Origin of the sequence: Pseudoalteromonas sp. SWYJZ12, from assembly GCF_015864395.1 — a bacterium.
Classification (GTDB): domain Bacteria; phylum Pseudomonadota; class Gammaproteobacteria; order Enterobacterales; family Alteromonadaceae; genus Pseudoalteromonas; species Pseudoalteromonas arctica.
In genome coordinates this window covers 116,784-136,543 of record NZ_JADYXH010000003.1, presented here as the reverse complement: position 1 = coordinate 136,543, position 19,760 = coordinate 116,784, and the positions used below count along the sequence as shown (strand labels likewise).

At 40.0% G+C, this 19,760-nt stretch carries 19 protein-coding genes; 2 read left to right on the top strand and 17 right to left on the bottom strand.

Translation table 11 applies throughout. From position 1 onward, the window contains the following. Positions 1-182: 182 nt before the first annotated feature. The 14 genes from I6F42_RS05020 to yceD all read right to left on the bottom strand — a co-directional run bounded on the left by I6F42_RS05020 (position 183) and on the right by yceD (position 12,120). On the bottom strand, positions 183-2,042 hold the full coding sequence (locus I6F42_RS05020) for an alkaline phosphatase D family protein (protein WP_197151233.1): 1,860 nt from the start codon (positions 2,040-2,042) through the stop codon (positions 183-185). Between the two features lie 4 nt (positions 2,043-2,046). Next, on the bottom strand, positions 2,047-2,826 hold the full coding sequence (locus I6F42_RS05015; RefSeq protein WP_007585741.1) for a TatD family hydrolase: 780 nt from the start codon (positions 2,824-2,826) through the stop codon (positions 2,047-2,049). A 115-nt stretch (positions 2,827-2,941) separates the two neighbouring features. Continuing rightward, the gene (locus tag I6F42_RS05010) at positions 2,942-3,268 is read right to left on the bottom strand and encodes a PilZ domain-containing protein (RefSeq protein ID WP_002962367.1); all 327 of its coding nucleotides are present in this window, start codon (positions 3,266-3,268) and stop codon (positions 2,942-2,944) included. 11 nt (positions 3,269-3,279) lie between these two features. Then, a complete protein-coding gene (locus I6F42_RS05005; RefSeq protein ID WP_024590369.1) occupies positions 3,280-4,194 on the bottom strand; it encodes a DNA polymerase III subunit in 915 nt (304 codons plus the stop codon). A 1-nt stretch (position 4,195) separates the two neighbouring features. Further along, on the bottom strand, positions 4,196-4,822 hold the full coding sequence (gene tmk / locus I6F42_RS05000) for a dTMP kinase (protein WP_007585737.1): 627 nt from the start codon (positions 4,820-4,822) through the stop codon (positions 4,196-4,198). A gap of 6 nt (positions 4,823-4,828) precedes the next feature. Then, positions 4,829-5,815, bottom strand: coding sequence for an endolytic transglycosylase MltG (gene mltG, locus I6F42_RS04995; RefSeq protein ID WP_197151231.1), 987 nt, complete (start codon positions 5,813-5,815; stop codon positions 4,829-4,831). Beyond that, positions 5,809-6,624, bottom strand: a complete 816-nt coding sequence (gene pabC / locus I6F42_RS04990) for an aminodeoxychorismate lyase (RefSeq protein ID WP_197151229.1) — start codon at positions 6,622-6,624, stop codon at positions 5,809-5,811. The genes mltG and pabC overlap by 7 nt, the downstream gene beginning before the upstream one ends. 59 nt (positions 6,625-6,683) lie before the next feature. Then, a complete protein-coding gene (gene fabF / locus I6F42_RS04985; RefSeq protein ID WP_007585731.1) occupies positions 6,684-7,922 on the bottom strand; it encodes a beta-ketoacyl-ACP synthase II in 1,239 nt (412 codons plus the stop codon). Between the two features lie 216 nt (positions 7,923-8,138). Beyond that, positions 8,139-8,375 (bottom strand): acyl carrier protein, encoded by a 237-nt coding sequence (acpP, locus tag I6F42_RS04980; RefSeq protein ID WP_002962377.1) that lies wholly within the window; start codon positions 8,373-8,375, stop codon positions 8,139-8,141. Between the two features lie 250 nt (positions 8,376-8,625). Next, positions 8,626-9,372: a 3-oxoacyl-ACP reductase FabG gene (fabG, locus tag I6F42_RS04975; protein ID WP_007585730.1), complete on the bottom strand. Its 747-nt coding sequence runs from the start codon at positions 9,370-9,372 to the stop codon at positions 8,626-8,628. Positions 9,373-9,383: 11 nt separating this feature from the next. After that, positions 9,384-10,310: an ACP S-malonyltransferase gene (fabD, locus tag I6F42_RS04970; RefSeq protein WP_007585729.1), complete on the bottom strand. Its 927-nt coding sequence runs from the start codon at positions 10,308-10,310 to the stop codon at positions 9,384-9,386. Positions 10,311-10,362: 52 nt separating this feature from the next. Beyond that, the gene (gene plsX / locus I6F42_RS04965; RefSeq protein ID WP_197151228.1) at positions 10,363-11,403 is read right to left on the bottom strand and encodes a phosphate acyltransferase PlsX; all 1,041 of its coding nucleotides are present in this window, start codon (positions 11,401-11,403) and stop codon (positions 10,363-10,365) included. A gap of 12 nt (positions 11,404-11,415) precedes the next feature. Next, positions 11,416-11,586 carry a 50S ribosomal protein L32 gene (gene rpmF / locus I6F42_RS04960; protein ID WP_002962381.1) on the bottom strand — a complete coding sequence of 57 codons (171 nt, stop codon included), beginning with the start codon at positions 11,584-11,586 and terminating at the stop codon, positions 11,416-11,418. Positions 11,587-11,595: 9 nt separating this feature from the next. Next, positions 11,596-12,120 (bottom strand): 23S rRNA accumulation protein YceD, encoded by a 525-nt coding sequence (gene yceD / locus I6F42_RS04955; protein WP_197151227.1) that lies wholly within the window; start codon positions 12,118-12,120, stop codon positions 11,596-11,598. Between the two features lie 131 nt (positions 12,121-12,251). Here yceD and I6F42_RS04950 point away from each other — a divergent pair, with 131 nt between their 5' ends. Then, the gene (locus I6F42_RS04950; RefSeq protein WP_197151226.1) at positions 12,252-12,854 is read left to right on the top strand and encodes a nucleoside triphosphate pyrophosphatase; all 603 of its coding nucleotides are present in this window, start codon (positions 12,252-12,254) and stop codon (positions 12,852-12,854) included. A gap of 5 nt (positions 12,855-12,859) precedes the next feature. Here I6F42_RS04950 and I6F42_RS04945 read toward each other — a convergent pair whose 3' ends face one another. Continuing rightward, entirely contained in the window at positions 12,860-13,522 is a 663-nt protein-coding gene (locus I6F42_RS04945; RefSeq protein WP_308807874.1) for an HAD-IA family hydrolase, read from the bottom strand. Then, the gene (rluC, locus tag I6F42_RS04940) at positions 13,519-14,478 is read right to left on the bottom strand and encodes a 23S rRNA pseudouridine(955/2504/2580) synthase RluC (protein ID WP_024590364.1); all 960 of its coding nucleotides are present in this window, start codon (positions 14,476-14,478) and stop codon (positions 13,519-13,521) included. The genes I6F42_RS04945 and rluC overlap by 4 nt, the downstream gene beginning before the upstream one ends. A gap of 772 nt (positions 14,479-15,250) precedes the next feature. Here rluC and rne point away from each other — a divergent pair. Continuing rightward, the gene (gene rne / locus I6F42_RS04935; RefSeq protein ID WP_197151225.1) at positions 15,251-18,391 is read left to right on the top strand and encodes a ribonuclease E; all 3,141 of its coding nucleotides are present in this window, start codon (positions 15,251-15,253) and stop codon (positions 18,389-18,391) included. Positions 18,392-18,725: 334 nt separating this feature from the next. Here the strand turns inward: rne and yejK are convergent, their stop codons facing one another. Continuing rightward, positions 18,726-19,742 carry a nucleoid-associated protein YejK gene (gene yejK, locus I6F42_RS04930; protein WP_121955650.1) on the bottom strand — a complete coding sequence of 339 codons (1,017 nt, stop codon included), beginning with the start codon at positions 19,740-19,742 and terminating at the stop codon, positions 18,726-18,728. Positions 19,743-19,760 lie beyond the last annotated feature (18 nt).

Sequence of the window (19,760 nt, the reverse complement as noted above, 5' to 3'; positions counted from 1 at the left end):
AACTTGTTGGCGTGACAAGCAAAGCCTGTAATAAGTAATTTATGCACTAAGAGGTTAAGAGGCGCCGCGCTTTTAGAGAAGGAAATAAAAACCAAACGCAGTTTTTATTAGTATTATGTCTTCTCATTTACTCCTCTTTCGCTTCTCTTTGCGCAAATAGGCCTTTAATTATTGATTAAAAATTACTGTTCTTCTAAATCAAACTCAGTTAAATGCCCTTCACCATGTATGAGTTGATAGCGGGCTAAATTTCCTTGCTCTAGTGTTATTAAACTAATAGCGGAGTCGCTTACTAAGTATTTTTGCCCTTCACCTTTAGTTTGGTGTTTATCTACTTCCATATGCCAGCGTTTAGTAAAAAAGTTTAAAGGATTTTTTGGGCCGTATAGAATTGAATCTAGTTTATCGAGTATGTTTATTAATTTACGCGGGAACTCGTTTTTAATACCACTGGCGGTAAGTTGCCAAATTCGATTGGGATGATCGCCAAAACGTTTTTGCACCGAAAAGCAAAATGAGTAATGTACATCGCCAGATAAAATAAGGGTTTCGTTTGGGGTGTCGGTTCGTCTAAATGTATCGAGTAGCTTTTTGGCTGAGCCTTCGTGCGCCATCCAGTTTTCTACGTCAACCATGAGCGGTTGGCCACATATGTTAAACATGGCTTGAATGGCTTCTATCGATTTAACACCAAACACAGGGGCTGGTGATACAATAATAACTTGGTCGTGGCTTAATAGGCTTTCTTCAAGCTCTGTGAGACGTTCCCAATCAAGTAGACCTGACGGCTCATTAAAGTTTTGCTCATTTCGCCAGCGGTGCGTGCGCGTATCTAGCACCACTACTTTGGGTATTGTAGTAAGTTCGTAATGCCAAAAGCTAAAATCGTTTAGTGGTTTATCAAATGCTTTAAACTGCCAAATATTGTTGTTGTTTTTGCTTTGCTTAAAGGGAGTTAAGAGCTCCCCTGTTTTATTTAGTGCATCGTTCCCCATACCTTGGAACAACCAATAGCTAATTAGCCCGTTATTAATTATGCGTTTACTACTCGGGTTTTGATTTATAGCTTGCTCCCACCCAGCGGTGAGGTTCCAATCGTCAGTTACATCATGATCGTCAAACATCATTAGCGTAGATACATTGGCAAACAACCGTTCTACTTCACTTAAGCCTTTTGCATAGTCAATCAAAGCTGATTTTTCAGCGTTAAAAATAGTTTTGTTTTGCTCGCTTTGACCTAAATACGTTGTGTTTTGTATATCAACGCATTGCCAAGCAGCAGCACTAAAATTTAATAAATAAAGTGCTATGTATTCTTCAAAATGGATAAGGTGATTGTAGGCTTTTACACTTGAAAAGTGAGGTTCGTCATTTTTTAGCCAGTAACCAACACCTAACTTTGAGCGTTTTTGCCAAGGCGTTTTTGGTAAGAACAAATGGCGATTATAAAGTTGCTCATTTATATCATCCGGTAGCTCAATGGCAAGTGGTTGCTCTTTATAAATACCTAAGGCTTTGATTAACTGATGAACAGCTAATAACATGGGGCCTGCCACATCATCGGCATAAACCTGATCACCGCTCAGTAATAGCAATTGTGCGCCTTGGTTATTATTACCGCGCTGAGTATTTTGCCAGTGACTTGCAGACACTAAGCTGTCTTTTGCTGGATGATGTGCATTACGGCACGAGCCATGCAAAATATCACTCAGTTTATTAGGAATTACAAATGCAGGCGCTGTTTGATTGCTATAGCACCAAGGCGACAAATCGACTGCTATATCATCAATTACAAGTTCATAGTTTAATAAGCTATCGACAGGGAGTTTGTTATTTATTGGCTTTATAATGACGAAATGCAGGTATAAATGTTCGCCTAAAGAAACAGTGTGTTGATCGCTATAACACTCAACATTTAATAAGTTTATTTGGCAGTTTGCAGGCCTGGAGGTAGCAAACTGAATACAGACTCCAGTTTGCTCTGCACGGCGCACCATTGGCCCCATTAGTAAAATAGGAAGGTTTGCCGTGTGAGTAATCATGTATTTAGCCTTTAGCTGCTAATTTAAATAAAGAATAAAAGTTCTCGGTAGTCGCTTTAGCCAGTTCATTAAAGCTAATGCCTTTAAGCTCGCTAATGTAATAAGCAACGTCTTCTACGTATGCTGGCTGATTTGTTTGCCCACGATACGGTACCGGTGCTAAATAAGGCGAGTCGGTTTCTATTAGTAATCTATCGAGCGGTATTTGCTTTACTACTTCTTTTAGCTCAATAGCATTTTTAAAGGTAACAATGCCCGAAATAGAAATATAAAAGCCCATATCAATCGCTTTTTTTGCCATATCCCAGTCTTCAGTAAAGCAATGTAATACACCACCGCAGTTTTCGGCCTTGTGCTCACGCATTAAATTAATGGTGTCGGCACGGGCATCACGAGTATGAATAATTAACGGTTTTTGTAATTCGTTAGCTACTTCAATATGCCCAACAAAACTTGCTTGCTGCACTGCGTGAGTATCTTTTGAATAGTAGTAATCAAGACCCGTTTCGCCAATAGCAACGACTTTTTCGTGTGAGGCTAAGTCGATTAGTTGCTGTTTATTAAGGGCGTCTTTTTGATCAAGTGGATGTACACCACATGAGGCTGATACATCGTCGTAGTGCTTAATTTTATCAAGCATGCTTGGAAACTGATCAAGCGTTACGCTTACACATAAAAAGTGCTCTATTTGCTTTGCACGCGCTTTATCAAGAACTTGGTCAAGGTTTAAGTCTAATTTATCAAAATCAAGACGATCTAAATGGCAATGAGAATCTACAATCACTATAAGGCCTGTATTATGTTCAGGGTTTAAATTTGTTCGTTTAATTTATTATGTTAGCAATTAAAAGAACCCAATATAGGGCGGCGTTAATCTCAATGAAAAACCGACCCTATAACTACATGGTATATGTTTGATCGCCTGAGTTTAACATAGTCCCAAGGAGCTTTTCGATTTTAGCGTTTAGGTTTGTTTTATCGTCTAAAAAGCTAATACCAATACCTGGAGGGTTAGAGCTTTGTGCGCCTTGTGGCGTGATCCACGATACTTTACCGGTTACTACATCATCTTCTAAGGCATCGGGCAAGGTAACTCTAAGCGCTAATGAATGCCCTGCTTCGTAACGCATATTCGTACGTACAAATAAGCCACCTTTTTTTAAGTAAGGCATATAACAACGGTATAACTCGTCTAAATCGTCTATGTCTACTAGTAGTTCTTGCATGATTAATCCTTTTAAGAATTTCGCAATGTGTATGCTAATCGTGATACAGCAAGCGGTAAATTAAGGCCAAGTACTTGTGTGTTATTTTGTAAAAACTCGCCTAATGCATTTTGCGCACTTTGATAAGCGTCAAAACTCATACCTTGCAGCAATTGCTGCTTTAGTTGCACGCTTAAAAATAAAGTAAATATGCGAACAAGCTCAGGCTGTTTATTTATTATATCGACTAACGCTTTGAAATTATGGCTTTGTTTAAACTCAGTTGCAAACTTATAAAGTGTATCAATATTTTTTAGCTGGTCTTGCTGTTGCCAATGCTTTACTTGCAGCGGTTGGTTATAAAAAAGTGCTAGCCAACTATAGTTAGGAATATCTAATGTTTCTAGCCATTGCTGAGCAAGTGCTGTATTTGTTATTTTTACGTCACTTTTAGCGCATCGACTTAAAATAGTTGCAGGGAGCTGTGCTGGTTGACTTGTAGTTAATATTAAAAAGCGGCTATTAGTTGGCTCTTCAAGTGTTTTTAATAATGCGTTAGCTGCTGCTGTGGTCATTTTTTCGCAATTTTCGATTATCGCGACTTTATTGCCATTTTGCGCTGCTGAGTGGTTCATAAAATCACTAATGCCGCGTATATCATCTACGCCTATGCTTTGCCCATCAACTTGCGTTAAGCGCTTGTCGGGATGAGTACCCGCAAGAGTAAGTAAGCAGCTTTTACAGTGTCCGCAAGGTTTTAGCATACTGTTTTGCGCAGCTACCTGCTTAGCTATATTTTGGCATAACAAAGCATTACCAAGCTCATCACTTAACTCAAACTTACCTACGCCAACAGGCCCACAAAATAATTGCGCATGATGAAAACGCTCTGCACGATAACTTTGCGCTAAACGTGCTTGGGTATCATGTAGCCACGGCAATGGCATATTATTTTAGGCCTTCAAAAAATGAATGCAGTACATTGGTTATATCGCGATGTACTTTATCAATACTTTGGTTTGCATCGACCGTTTTAATTGTGTTGTCGTCATTAGCAAGTTCAACATAACGCATACGTGTACGCTGAAAAAACTCAATGGCTTCTTGTTCAATACGGTCAAGCTCACCACGCCCTTTTGCACGTTCAAGGCCTATCACTGGGTCAATATCAAGGTAAATAGTTAAATCAGGCTTTAAGCCCTTTAATACCATTGACGAAAGTGAAGCTAATGTATTTGAGCTAATACCACGGCCCCCACCTTGATACGCCTGAGACGATAAATCATGACGATCGGCAAGTACCCACTGGCCTTTATCAAGCGCTGGGGTAATAACATTGTGCATTAATTGCGAGCGTGCTGCGTACATAATAAGCAACTCGGTTTCAAAGGCAATTTCTTCTTCGTGCTCTGCTTTTACAAGCGTACGGAGCGATTCAGCAAGCGGAGTGCCGCCAGGTTCGCGGACGTTGATGAAGTCTATTTTTTGTTTGTTTAAAAAGTCTTGGCATAATGAAATTGCGGTTGATTTACCTGCGCCTTCTAGCCCTTCTATTACTATAAATTTTGATTTCATAAAATATTAATTCTTTTTATTTAATATATACGTTTTAACTGCTGCGTTATGCTGCTTTAACGTGGTTGAAAATTGGTGGCTACCATCGCCTTTTGATACAAAGTAAACGTATTCACTTTGTGGCGGATTAACTGCAGCTAAAATAGCGGCTTTTGATGGCATTGCAATCGGTGTTGGTGGTAAACCATTAATACGATACGTATTGTAAGGCGTATAATCGCGTAAATCTTTGCGTTTAATATCGCCATCAAAATTAGCGCCTAGCCCATATATTACGGTTGGATCGGTTTGCAGGCGCATGTTAGTGTTTAATCGATTAACAAATGCTGATGCAATTAACGGACGCTCGCTGGCAAGGCCTGTTTCTTTTTCAATAATTGAAGCCATTATAAGTGCTTCGTATGCTGTTTTGTAAGGTAGATTAACAGCGCGTTGCTGCCATGCATCGTCTAACGTTTGCTGCATTTTTTGCGCTGCACGTTTTAATACACTGCTTGCAGTATCGTTATTATGATAATGGTAAGTGTCGGGAAATAACCAGCCTTCTAAGTGCGTATTATTGCCCATTATTTGTGTACTTAGCTCATCACTTTTTAAATCGTTTTGTAAATTATCGGCTTTTTTAATAGCACTTAGTACTTCACGTAAGTTTTGCCCTTCAATTATGGTAAAACTAAAGTTGATTTGCTGGCCTTGGTTAATTTTTTTTACGTTATTAATAACGCTATCGGCTGTTAGCTCGTAAAGGCCCGCTTTTAAGTCGGTAAGTGTGGGATCTAATTTGGCAATTACTTGATAACGCCAACAGCCTTCCACCCAGTTATTAGCTTGCCACTGTTGACATAACTTATTAAAGCCAGTGCCATGCTTAACTTCAAATTGTGTGTTTTCAGTTACTTTTAGCGGGCTATTTATTGTTGCTTGTAATTGCTGGTAACCAATAGCAGTGGTTATAACAGCTAAAAAAAGTACCGATAAAATAACTTTTAACACTCAGCCTCCTTGGCTAATAATTTAGTTAGTAATGCGTGGCTGTCGTCTGTATTAAATACCTGTTGCTCAATACTTTTAACAGGCACTGCTCCCATTAAGCTATTACACACAAATACGGCGTCTGCTTGGGTTAAATCTTCTACTTTCACGCGTTTAAATTCAACAGGCAATTTATCACATAACGATTGTAGATAAACGCCCTTTATTCCGCACTCATCAAGCAATGGCGTAAACACACACTTATTTTTAATCGCAAAAATATTAGCTGCAGAAGCTTCAATTACATTGTTATTGTAATCAAGCACTAACACATCGTCGCAGTTTTGCGTTTGCATCGCTTTTTTAATTAGCACTTGTTCAAGTCGGTTTAATGTTTTAAGGCCCGCTAAATAAGGCTGTGCCGCTAATTTAATCGGGCTTATTTCGAGATTTACACCCTTTTTAGTAAGCGCTTCGTAATTACTAGGGTAGTCCAACACGCTCAATAAAATAGTGACATTACACTCACTTGGCAGCCCATAACCACGTCCGCCTTCGCCTCGCGTTACAAGTATTTTAAGCACGTTTAGTGGTGCAGCGTTTATATGCAAAGCAATTTGATTTTCAAGGCTATTAAAATCTAGCTCAGGAAACCCCAAACGCTGTGCGCATTCAAACAAACGCGCTTTATGATGAGCCCAATACTGTACTTGCCCATCAACAACCTTAGCGGTTGTAAAAAAGCCATCACCGTAATTTAAGCCCCTGTCACGCGTGCTTAAAGTGCTGTTTTGATCTGCTGCTATTATTGTTTGCATTTTGTTTGGCATATAAAAAAAGCCCAGTTAAACAACTGAGCTCTTATAATTTGATTCGTTGTTAAAAAAGATTATACCTTTTTAAATAGCAACGAGCCATTAGTACCACCAAAACCGAACGAGTTACACAGTGCAAAGTCTAACTTTGCATCACGTGCAGTGTGCGCAATATAATCTAAGTCACACCCTTCGTCTGGGTTATCAAGGTTGATAGTTGGCGACACTTTTTGATCTGTCAGTGATAAAATCGAAATAATCGATTCAACCGAACCTGCAGCACCTAACAAGTGACCCATCATCGATTTAGACGAGCCTACCATTACATCTTTAGCTGCATTACCAAAAATAGACTTAACAGCGGCAGTTTCTGCTTTATCGCCTGCATTTGTAGACGTGCCGTGTGCGTTAATGTAACCAATTTGCTCAGCGTTTACTTGCGCATCGTTTAGTGCGTTTTGCATTGCAAGTGCAGCGCCCGCACCATCCTCTGGTGGTGATGTCATGTGATACGCATCGCCACTCATACCAAAGCCTACTAGCTCAGCATATATTTTAGCGCCACGCGCTTTAGCATGTTCGTACTCTTCAACTACAACAACACCAGCACCGTCAGAAAGCACAAAGCCATCGCGGTCTTTATCCCAAGGGCGAGAAGCCGCTTGTGGATCGTCGTTACGTGTTGAAAGTGCACGCGCAGCATTAAAGCCACCCATACCAATTGGGGTACACGCTTTTTCTGCACCGCCAGCAACCATTGCATCTGCATCACCGTAGGCAATCATGCGCGCTGCATGGCCAATATTATGCAAACCAGTAGTACAGGCAGTTACAATTGAAATATTTGGACCACGAAGTCCATGCATCATTGATAAATGACCTGAGATCATATTAATAATGGTAGACGGCACATAAAATGGCGATAACTTGCGCGGACCACTATTTAATAGCTTAATGTGGTTTTCTTCAATTAACGTAAGCCCACCAATACCTGAGCCTACAGCTACACCAATGCGTGCTGCGTTTTGCTCAGTGATTTCAAGGCCTGAATCTTTAAAGGCTTGAACACCCGCTGCAATGCCGTACTGAATAAACAAGTCCATTTTTTTAGTATCTTTCGCTGACATGTATGCAGTTGCATCAAAATCATTTATTAAACCAGCGAATTTAGTACCAAATTTTGATGTATCAAAGTGCGTTATTGTTTGAATGCCACTTTTACCATCTAATAAGCCTTGCCAGGTTGATTGAACATCATTACCTAGCGGCGTCAACATTCCTAAGCCAGTTACGACGACTCGACGTTTAGCCACGGTTTGCCTCCAATAAGGGATATTTTACAAGGGGATGATCATACCCAAGCTACCTCAAAGTGCTAGTCCCAAAATAGATTAAAAACGCATAACACAATCAAAATTAATTTTTAGCTAAAATTGAGCGTGGCGACTTAAATTTTGAATCATGAACTTTGAGGTGGTTTGGATATAAAAAATTAAAGGCAGCGGATGCTGCCTTTAACGTGCGATTAATTACTCAGCGTGTGCTGTAACGTAATCGATAGCAGTTTGTACTGTAGTGATCTTCTCAGCTTCTTCATCTGGGATCTCAGTATCAAACTCTTCTTCAAGAGCCATTACTAGTTCAACAGTATCAAGAGAATCTGCACCTAGGTCATCTACGAAAGAAGATTCATTTTTAACTTCTTCTTCTTTAACACCTAGTTGTTCAATGATAATTTTCTTTACGCGTTCTTGGATATCGCTCATTCTTCTTTCCTTTATTAAAAACGCCAATGCGTTATTTTCAGATTGCGGCGTAGTTTACGCCGCATAATTCTCTGATTCAATGATTTGACCATAAATAATTGTCTGGTCAAACCTCTGAGTGTGTGTTTTGTCTTTTATCGCTTATTTTCGCAGCGATTTCAAGTATGTTTAAAGCAAGTTCACAAATAATTCAATGTTTTTGAGGTAACTTACTTAACTTTATCAAGTAGCAATCTAGGTACAATGGCGATTAAACCATGTACATCGCGCCATTTACATGCAAAGTTTCGCCTGATACATACGCAGCCGCGTCAGATGCTAAATAACATACTGCAGCAGCAATTTCGTCTGGTTGGCCTAAACGCCCTGCTGGAACATTTGCAAGTGTTGCTGCTTTTTGCTCATCAGTTAAATTATCAGTCATGTCTGTTTGAATAAAACCAGGTGCGATTACGTTAACTGTAATACCACGTGATGCAACTTCGCGCGCAAGTGACTTAGAAAAACCAATTACACCCGCTTTAGCCGCTGCATAATTAGCTTGACCTGCATTACCCATAGTACCCACTACTGAGCCAATGTTAATAATACGGCCTTTCTTTTTCTTCATCATTGGACGAAGTACCGCTTTAGATAAACGGAAAACTGAGCTTAAATTAGTGTCGATAATATCGTCCCACTCAGTTTCTTTCATACGCATTAATAAGTTATCGCGTGTAATACCTGCATTATTTACAAGTACGTCAATATCGCCTAAATCAGCTTTTATTGCAGCAAGTGTTGCTTCAATAGATGCAGGATCGGTTACGTTTAATGCATAACCTTTACCATTGTCACCTAAGTATTCACTGATTTTAGCAGCGCCTGACTCACTTGTCGCAGTACCTGCAACTTTTGCACCTTGTGCAACTAATGTTGTTGCAATTGCTTTACCAATACCACGGCTGGCGCCAGTAATTAGGACAATTTTGCCCTCTAATGAAAATAAATTAGACATTTTATATACTCTTATTTAGCTGCATCAATTGAAGCGGCGTCGTTTACTGAGCCACAGATCATTGCTTTATCAATTCGTTTAGCAAGTCCTGTTAATACTTTACCAGGACCAAATTCGTAGCTTTGTGTTACATCTTGCGCAACCAAGGCTTGTACTGTTTCTGTCCAGCGAACTGGGCTGTATAGCTGACGTACTAGTGCGTCTTTAATTGCATCAGCTGACGTTTCAGCTTTTACATCAACATTATTAATTACATCACACTTAGGTGTATTAAATGTTAAAGCGGCTAAGTCTGCTGCTAGCTTGTCAGCTGCTGGCTTCATTAACTCACAATGTGAAGGTACGCTAACAGAAAGTGGTAATGCACGTTTAGCACCGGCATCTTTACATGCTTGCGATGCTCTATCTACTGCCGCTTTATGGCCTGCGATAACAACTTGACCAGGAGAGTTGTAGTTAACTGGAGATACAACCTCACCTTGCGCTGAGGCAGCACAAGCCGCTTTAATTTCTTCATCGCCTAAGCCAATAATAGCAGCCATTGAACCTACGCCTGCTGGCACGGCTTCTTGCATGTATAAACCACGGTTTTCAACAAGCTTTACGGCTTCGCTCAAGCTTAATACATCGCTACATACTAACGCTGAGTATTCACCTAAGCTGTGACCCGCCATAACAACGTCTGCATCAGGGTTAGCTGCTAACCAATCACGGTAAATAGCAACACTTGCAGTTAGTAATGCAGGTTGTGTGCGGTGGGTTTGATTTAATTTTTCTTCTGGGCCATTAAGAACTAGCTCTGCTAAGTCGTAACCCAGTGCATTTGACGCTTCTGCAAATGTTGCTTTAACAATGTCAGAACTCTCTAGTAGTTCTTGTAACATACCAACGCTTTGCGAGCCTTGACCTGGGAATAGAAGTGCAATTTTTTGTGCCATACTTTGCTCTTTTTAATTAAACAAATAAATAATGAAATACACGGCACATCAATTATTGATTAACCGCCGTGTCTTTAGAATGTGTTTTTTCGAAAATAGCGGCTATTTTATCAGGAAGTTGACGTTCAACCTCTTTTACCGCTTCATCAATTGCTGCTTGAAATGCTTTAGCTGACGCATTTCCATGACTTTTAACGACAATACCGCGCAATCCTACCAGAGAAGCACCGTTATACTGGTCGGGGTTCACCCTTTTATAGAGTTTTTTTATTATTGGGCGCAATATAAACGCCATACATTTATATAAAAGGTGCTTTTCGAGCGCGGTTGTAAACTTATTCATAATAAGCTTGGCAATGCCTTCACATGTTTTAAGTGCTACGTTGCCAACAAACCCTTCGCATACTATGACATCAGCCTTACCCGAAAAAATATCACTTCCTTCGCTGTAACCAATATAATTTATATGTGGGCTTTGCTGCATTAATTGTGCAGCTAGTTTAATGTCGTCGTGGCCTTTAATGTCCTCCGCGCCAATATTTAATAGACTAACGCGAGGATTATCCAAACCAAGTGCTTGGCCAGCAACAATAGAGCCCATAATGCCAAACTGATAGAGCATTTGCGCATCACAATGCACATTAGCACCTAAGTCGAGTAAATATACTGGGTTTTTAAGCTCTGTAGGAACAGATGAAATGAGTGCGGCACGTTTAACACCTGGCAGCATTTTTAATACATAGTGAGCCATAAAAAATAGAGCGCCGGTATTACCTGAGCTAACACATGCTTGAGCCTCGCCCGATTTAACTAAATCTAGGGCAACACGCATAGATGAATCTTTTTTTGAACGCACAGCAATTGCAGGTTCACAGGCATTGGTGACTATTTCACTACAGTGACGAATTATGAGTCTAGGATGAGGTAGAGAATCGAGGGATTCGAGTTCTTTAGATATAACGTGTTCATTGCCACATAAAATGAGAGTTAAATTGGCATGAGCATTTACTGCACAAACGGCAGCAGGAATAGATGAACGGGGGCCGTAATCGCCCCCCATCATATCTAACGCTATGGTTAGATCTTTCAGCATATAAGTAATCTCTTATTTAGAAATTACTTGAACGCCTTTGTAGTAACCATCTGCAGTCACATGGTGACGACGATGAGTCTCACCAGATGTTTGATCTACAGTTAAAGTTGGACCACTGATCGCATCGTGTGAACGGCGCATGCCGCGTCTTGCACGAGACTTTTTGCTTTTTTGTACAGCCATAGTCTTCTCCTAAGAATCTTTCTTAAGTTGTTTCAAAATATCAAATGGATTAGGTTTATCATCTTCCGCCTTTAATACACCAAAGCTGGCAGGCTTTGCTGAATAACTGCATGAAGCTTCGTTGTGGGTAGCCACTAATGGAATTGCTAAAATTAGTTCGTCTTCAATTAAATTAAAAACGTTAACTTCACCATTTTCATCAAGCACTACTTCATCGTAGTCTTCTGGAAAAATATCTAACTCTGTATCTTCACCTACTGGTGAATATGCAAAGTCTTGAACCAAATCCAACCCTAAATCACCATTACAACGTTGACAAATGACAGTAACGTGTGTGGACAAATTGCCTCTAATCACAGCGAAACCTTGATCATCGTTTTTGCAATGTATTTTTACCGCTATTTCACCTACTTCTTCCTGCACAACTTTCTCTAAACGAGTAAGTTTTTCAAGCGGTACAATTCCGTCATACTTTAAACGGTGCTGCGCTGCTTTGCCTGGATGAAGAGTGATGGGAATTTTCACCTTTTGCATAGGGGCTGCATCATATAGATAGTTAGTTTGTTAGTCAAAGTAAAAAACCATTTTTACTTGGTTTTTAACGTGTTTTACTCTCGGATCTGATTTATCCTAACTCAATCTGAATTATCGTAGGAAAACAGTCCGTGAAGCATCCACTCATTTTAGCGTCAAGCTCGCCTTTTAGGCAGTCTTTATTACAAAAATTTAATTTACCATTTGATACGTTTTCACCAGACGTTGACGAATCAGCACTTGAATGCGAAACACCTACCGAACTGGTTAAGCGTTTAAGTGAATTAAAAGCCTCAGCGGCTAATAAACACTTTAACAAAGGGTTAGCTATTGGATCAGACCAAGTCGCTGTGTTTAATAATCAAATTTTAGGTAAACCACATAATAAACAAAATGCCGTAAAACAACTAAATTTATTTAGCGGTAATACTGTAACATTTTTAACTGGGCTTTGTGTTTACGATATTGTAACTGGCACTAAAAAAACCTGCGTAGAACCTTTTAATGTGACGTTTAAAACTCTCAGTGATGCACAAATTAGTGCTTATTGCGACGCAGAGCAGCCTTATAATTGTGCTGGCAGCTTTAAAAGTGAAGGGTTGGGTATCTGTTTATTTGAAAAACTAAGCGGAGACGATCCTAATAGCTTAATTGGGTTGCCATTAATTAAACTCAGCCAATTACTGGCTGAGTTTGGTATTGATGTGCTTACCGCTCAAACAAGTTCTAGTTAAATAAATTAGCCAAGCAAAACCTGTTGCAACTGCAGATAGTTATCTACTGTTGCAACAGGACTAAGCTTATTTAGCTGCTGTGCGTTGTGTACACCCATTGTTACGCCAATTCTATCCATGCCCGCAGCTTTTGCCATAGTCATGTCTATTTGAGTGTAGCCAATCATTACAGCGTGTTGAGCACTTATGCCAAGTTCTTCAAGTAATTGATACAACATATCTGGAGAGGGCTTTGATTGCGCGTCATCGCTTGTACGTGTCGCACTAAAAAAATGCCTCAATTGACTTTGTTCAAGCAAACGCTCTAACCCACCCCTACCTTTACCTGTTGCAACCGCTAAAACAATGCCCTGCTCTTTTAAGGCATTTAAAACGCTGACGACATTAGCAAATACAGGCGTGGGAGTAGTATCCACACTGTATTGATATTTATAACCTGAAATTAACGCTTGGTGCTGCGCTACATTATCAGGAAATAAAACGTCAATTGCTTTTTCAAGCGACATACCAATAATGTTTTTAATGGCTTCGTCACTTGGCGACACTAAATTAAGTGACTCGGCGCTACTACGAATACAGTTAACTATTTTAGTCACTGAATCCATAACAGTGCCGTCCCAATCAAAAATGACGAGCTTATATTTTTTAATTGGGGCTACTTTTATCACAGTTTTGCATCTCGTAATTTTAGTAATGTATTTTTAAGCGTTTTATCTAGCGGTGCTTCAATACGCATCGTTGTTTCGTTTTTAGGGTGATAAAAACTTAAATCATGTGCGTGTAAAAACAATCGGTTTAACCCAACTTTACGCATAGAATCGTCAAAACCCTGATCGCCATATTTATCGTCGCACGCTATTGGGTGACCTTTACATTGCGTATGCACACGAATTTGGTGCGTACGCCCTGTAACAGGCGACGCTTGTACAAGCGAGCAATCATTAAAACGTTCAAGTACTTTAAAACGAGTATGTGAAGGTTTTCCCTCAGCGTTATCTACGCGTACTACGCGTTCACCCGATTTAAGCGTATTTTTACGCAGCCCTTCGGTTACATTTTTAGTTTTAGAGTCCCACTGCCCTTCAACTAGTGCCCAATAATTTTTTTCCATTGTTTTTTCACGAAGCTGTTCATGCAATGCTGTTAACACCGAACGACGCTTCGCTATAAGTAAACAACCCGATGTATCACGGTCAAGCCTATGAACTAGCTCAAGGCTACGTTCCTCTGGGCGAAGTGCTCGCAAAGCTTCAATCAAGCCATAACTTAAACCACTGCCGCCATGAACAGCCATACCTGATGGTTTATTTATTACGATAAGGTATTTATCTTCAAATAAAATATCGTTTTCTAGGCGAGTTACTTTGTCTAATTTTGATGGAACAAATTCTTCACGCTCAGCAACCCTGATAGGTGCAATACGAAGTACATCTTCAAGCTGTAGTTTATATACAGGCTTAATACGCTTTTTATTAACGCGTACCTCACCTTTGCGCAAAAGTTTATAAATAGCGCTTTTAGGCACCCCTTTTAAATGGGTAATAAGAAAGTTATCAATACGCTGACCTAAATGGTCTTCGTTGATCGTGACATAAGTTACTTGTAAGTCGTTTTTTTCTGACATTGCCTAATCACTAATTTAAGTAAAATAATTTAGTTGCTAACACTGTAATAATAGTGGGATAATCAGCAGCGCAAATATTTAGTATTTGCAAATAACAACGGTGCTTTTTAACACATTAAAACATTCGTGATGCACATTCTGGGTAGCCGATCATACAGATCCGAGTTAAGTTTTCCAAAGCTTTTATGCCTCCTCAGTTAACACGTGCGATCAATTAACGGCAATGCGCGTAATATATTGCTGGTTAAGTTTGAACATGAAGCGATTTTTAACGTGCTAGAGAAAGCAATGAACAGATAATTTGTCTGATAGTGACGACGAAAAAAACGTCGTTCAGCACTAGCTCAATTATTGTAGTACCGTATAGCAGCTTATTTAGAACTAAAAAAATCTAATAAATAAGCGTTCATTAACATCGGCAGCGATTTTTGCTCTTAAAACGGATATTAGCGATACATCAGTATGTATTGCTCACCAACTTAATGAGCCCTACGCGCCTAATATGAATGATATTTAGTAAGATTAATATGACAGGCCGACTTCTGGGTAAAACTTGTAAACGTAGCTGAAAAGCCGACAGTTTTAGCACCATTAAGAATTTAATAGCGATAATAATTGCTATTGTTTGCCAGCATTTAAAATACTGCATACGAGAAACAGAGCCGTTCCGTTAAAGACCCAGTCGTGAGGCTGCACATTCTAAAAATAGGGACAACTGAACAGGCGAGAAAAACATCGTCATGTCAGCGACATAAATAAGTAGAGTAACAATATGAAACGTATGCTAATCAATGCAACGCAGCAAGAAGAAATGCGCGTAGCACTGGTTGATGGCCAGCGCCTTTATGATTTAGATATCGAAAGCCCAGGTCACGAACAGAAAAAAGCCAATATTTATAAAGGCAAAATCACTCGCATTGAACCATCTCTTGAAGCAGCATTTGTTGATTACGGTGCTGACCGCCATGGTTTCCTTCCTTTAAAAGAAATTGCCCGTACTTACTTCCCTGCAGGTTACACTTTTCATGGTCGCCCTAATATTCGCGACGTGATCAAAGAAGGTCAAGAAGTTATAGTACAAGTTGATAAAGAAGAGCGTGGCCAAAAAGGCGCAGCGTTAACTACTTTTATCAGTGTTGCTGGTAGCTACTTAGTGCTTATGCCTAACAACCCTCGTGCTGGCGGTATTTCTCGTCGCATTGAAGGTGATGAACGTACTGAACTTAAAGAAGCATTGGGTCGTTTAGAACTTCCTAAAGGTATGGGCTTAATTGTTCGTACAGCGGGTGTTGGTAAATCGTTTGAAGAATTAAACTACGATTTAAAAGCATTATTAGTACATTGGGAAGCAATTAGACAAGCAGCCGATAGTGCTAAAGCGCCATTTTTAATACACCAAGAAAGCAATGTAATATTCCGTGCGATACGCGATTATTTACGTCGTGATATTGGCGAAATTTTAATTGATAAACCACGTGTTTTTGAAGAAGCTAAAGCGCACATTGAGCGTTTTCGTCCTGACTTTATGAGCCGTGTTAAGCTTTATCAAGGCGACACTCCTTTATTTACGCATTACCAAATTGAAAGCCAAATTGAGTCTGCGTTCCAGCGTGAAGTACGCTTGCCTTCTGGTGGTTCAATTGTAATTGACCCAACTGAAGCACTAACGTCTATCGATATCAACTCGTCTAAAGCAACTAAAGGCGGCGATATTGAAGAAACAGCACTTAATACTAACTTAGAAGCGGCCGATGAGATTGCACGTCAATTACGTCTTCGTGACTTAGGTGGTTTAATTGTTATCGACTTTATCGATATGACGCCTCCACGTCATCAACGTGAAGTAGAAAATCGTTTAAAAGATGCTGCTCGTCCAGATCGTGCTCGTGTTCAAATTGGTAAAATTTCACGCTTTGGTTTACTTGAAATGTCGCGTCAGCGTTTGCGTCCTTCATTAGGTGAAGCAAGCCAAGGCCCATGCCCACGTTGTAGTGGACAAGGTACTATTCGTTCAAACGAATCAATTGCGCTTTCTATTCTTCGTTTAATTGAAGAAGAAGCAATTAAAGACAACACAGCACAAGTAAATGCACAAGTGCCTGTTGCCGTTGCCGCTTATTTATTAAATGAGCAACGTCGTAGTGTTCATCGCATTGAAAAACATCATAAATGTGACGTAGTGATTATTCCTAATCAACATATGGAAACACCACATTACGAAGTTATGCGTTTACGTAAAGACGAAACACTTGAAACGGTAAGTTACGGACAAGTTGTTGCGCCAGAACCTGAAGCATTTGAGATGTCAAAATCACCAAGTGCACCAGTACGTGAAGAGCCAATGCTAAAAGGTGTTGTAATGCCTTCTACACCGGCTCCACAAGCAGCGCCTACACCAGTAGCTCAGCCTGTAATAACAGAGACTAAAACTGAAGGTGGCTTGTTTGAAGCAATCACTAAATGGTTTAAATCGTTATTTGCAAGCGAAACAGTAGAAGAGAAAAAAGAAGCTGTAGAAAAAGAGCAGCAAGAAGCGCGTAATAACGCTCGCCGTGGTAACGATAATCGTCGTCGTAATAACAACCAACGTCGTCGTAATAATAACCCGCGCACTAATAAACCACGCAATGAGCGCCCTGCAGCTGAAGAGGAAGTTAAAACAGACTCACCAGCAGCAACAAGTACCGAGACTCAAGAGAGAAACGAGAACCGCAATAAGCGTCGTCGTAACCCTAACTCTCGTAAGCGCCCAGAGCATAAAAGCGAAGAAAAAGATCAAGTTAAAACTGAAGCCCCTGTAAAAGCAGAAGTAGAAGTAGAAACTGATTCTAAGCCAGCTCAAGCTGTAGAGCCTAAAGAGCAAAAGCCTAAAGTTCGCCGTCAACGTCGTAACATACGTAAAAAAGTACGTCTGCAAGATGAAAACGCTGAGCAAGCTAACTCAACAGAGCAAACACCTGAACAAGCTGTAGTTATTGATACTCCACAAGTTCAAGAGCAAGCACCTGTTGTAGAAAAGCAAACACAAGCTCCGGCAGAAAAAACAGCTCACATTAAAGAAGAGAAAGTTGACGTTGTTGATTCTAACGATGAAGCAGCAACGACTGAAGACGAGCAAGAGCAAACACGTACACGTTCACGCCGTTCTCCTCGTCATCTTCGTGCATCAGGTCAACGTCGTCGACGTCCTGAAGGTGAAGCAGAAGTTAAATCTGACGAAGCCCCTGCATTTGTTCCAGTTGCTGATCAAGCTGCTGCAGAATATGAAGCAGAGCTTAAAGCTAAATCTGAAGAAACACCTGTGGATGCAGCGCAACAAGTTGAACAAGCCGTTGCAGTTGAAGACTTAGCAAAAGTTGAAGCTGTAGAAGAGCCAGCTAAAGTTGAAACGCCTGTAGTAACTGAAGAGCCAGCTAAAGTTGAAACTCCAGTAGCAACTGAAGAGCCAGCTAAAGTTGAAACTCCTGTAGTAACTGAAGAGCCAGCTAAAGTTGAAGCTCCTGTAGTAACTGAAGAGCCAGCTAAAGTTGAAGCTCCAGTAGCAACTGAAGAGCCAGCTAAAGTTGAAACGCCAGTAGTAACTGAAGAGCCAGCTAAAGTTGAAACTCCAGTAGTGACTGAAGAACCAGCTAAAGTTGAAACTCCAGTAGTAACTGAAGAGCCAGCTAAAGTTGAAGCAAAAGTGAAAACTGAAAAATCAGCACCGCATGTTAAAACAGCGGTTACTCAAGGGTCTGCAAGTGCGCCAATGGCACAGCCTACTCCTGTAGCTGATAGCGAAGTAAAACATACATCTGTAGCAATGGCTCACGATAAACGTGAACTAGTACCAGACAGTGGTTTACGTGCGGGTTCTATCAAACCTGCTGGTCGTGCAAGTTCTGCAATGACTAAAACACTGAGTGTTGATTAATAACTAACACTTATTAAAAAGCCCCGCTATTTAATAAATAGCGGGGCTTTTTTGTTTACATGCTTTGAATAATTATTAAAGTTTCTTCACGCTCATAATAAGCGATTTGTTCACAAAGAGGTTAAGAGACGCTGCGCTTTTAGAGGTGGTAATAAGATTAAGTTTTGCTAATAAACCATGGTTTATGTTTTCTCATTTACTCCTCTTTCACTTTTGTTTGTGAAATAAGTCTTTAAGTGGCTTTGTTCCGATGCAATGAATTTCGATACCAGTACAAAAAAGCGCGATATAAATATCGCGCTCTTGAATCAACTTTCAACTCGCTCAAATGAGTTTACTCTTTTTCATTTTCCATAAAACGTTGTAGCTGATCTTTTAAGTTTGGCGGAATACCTTTAATCACTAGTGTATCGGTTGCTTCGTTGTACGTTACGCGCTCACCTAAGTGTTTACGTTCAAAACTGACACTTACACCCCCACCAAGGCCTGAAAACTTAACCATACTGGTTACTGTTTTTTTATCAACGGGGAAAGTTTCTTCCAAGTCATAGCTTTGCTCTTTGCAAAAACTATCAAACGGACTGTCATCGCCTTTTGTAAGCGTTGCAGATAGATCGCTCACACTTGCATCTTCGCCTGTGGTTACGCAATCATTACAGTAATCAAATACTTGTTTACGTAAATCGTCTTTTTCTGATTTATCAAACTGTTGCTCTGATAAATAATCCTCTACTGCGCTAAGCATTACTTGGCTTTGCTGTTTTGAATCAATACCCTCTTCACAGCCTAAAAAGTCTAAGAAAAAGTCAGCAACTTTACGACCCGCACGACCTTTGATAAACGAAATATAACGATTATCTTCTGCTTGCGTATCCCATGCTGTTAAATCGATACGAGCAGCAAGTTGCATGCGAGATATATCTAAATGGCGAGAAGCCGCTAAATCAAGCTCAGAGGTCATAGAGTAATGCTCTTTAATGTTAATCATCGCAATTAACATGTAATCGGTAGCAACATACTGATAATGACAAAATACTAAATAGCCTGTTTCACTAAATGCATACTTATCAAGCTCTTCTTTTAAAACCGTTGAGGCTTGCTCGGTCATATGCCAAAAGCCTAGCTCATCGTTACGGTAGCTTTGCATTGCAGATGCTACAACGCTGTTTTTATCACCACTGAAAGCACAGTAACCTTTACCTGGCTTACCATTATATGCATGATGTAATTGTTCGATAAAAACGGCTACTTTATCGTTAATTACCATCTCATCATTTCGAAGGTGAATTTGCGTATCGTCGTCTTTTTTGTCTACATAATGAACGACTAATTTTTTAACGTCTGTTGTCATCTTTGTTTTTCACGCCTC

Excerpts from the sequence above, each read along its gene's own strand:
- fabG (WP_007585730.1), bottom strand. The coding sequence starts at position 9,372 with ATGTCTAATTTATTTTCATTAGAGGGCAAAATTGTCCTAATTACTGGC.
- pabC (WP_197151229.1), bottom strand. The coding sequence starts at position 6,624 with ATGCCAAACAAAATGCAAACAATAATAGCAGCAGATCAAAACAGCACT.
- rpmF (WP_002962381.1), bottom strand. The coding sequence starts at position 11,586 with ATGGCTGTACAAAAAAGCAAAAAGTCTCGTGCAAGACGCGGCATGCGC.
- I6F42_RS05010 (WP_002962367.1), bottom strand. The coding sequence starts at position 3,268 with ATGCAAGAACTACTAGTAGACATAGACGATTTAGACGAGTTATACCGT.
- plsX (WP_197151228.1), bottom strand. The coding sequence starts at position 11,403 with ATGCTGAAAGATCTAACCATAGCGTTAGATATGATGGGGGGCGATTAC.
- rne (WP_197151225.1), top strand. The coding sequence starts at position 15,251 with ATGAAACGTATGCTAATCAATGCAACGCAGCAAGAAGAAATGCGCGTA.
- rluC (WP_024590364.1), bottom strand. The coding sequence starts at position 14,478 with ATGTCAGAAAAAAACGACTTACAAGTAACTTATGTCACGATCAACGAA.
- acpP (WP_002962377.1), bottom strand. The coding sequence starts at position 8,375 with ATGAGCGATATCCAAGAACGCGTAAAGAAAATTATCATTGAACAACTA.
- I6F42_RS05005 (WP_024590369.1), bottom strand. The coding sequence starts at position 4,194 with ATGCCATTGCCGTGGCTACATGATACCCAAGCACGTTTAGCGCAAAGT.
- I6F42_RS05020 (WP_197151233.1), bottom strand. The coding sequence starts at position 2,042 with ATGATTACTCACACGGCAAACCTTCCTATTTTACTAATGGGGCCAATG.
- yejK (WP_121955650.1), bottom strand. The coding sequence starts at position 19,742 with ATGACAACAGACGTTAAAAAATTAGTCGTTCATTATGTAGACAAAAAA.
- fabD (WP_007585729.1), bottom strand. The coding sequence starts at position 10,310 with ATGGCACAAAAAATTGCACTTCTATTCCCAGGTCAAGGCTCGCAAAGC.
- yceD (WP_197151227.1), bottom strand. The coding sequence starts at position 12,120 with ATGCAAAAGGTGAAAATTCCCATCACTCTTCATCCAGGCAAAGCAGCG.
- tmk (WP_007585737.1), bottom strand. The coding sequence starts at position 4,822 with ATGAAATCAAAATTTATAGTAATAGAAGGGCTAGAAGGCGCAGGTAAA.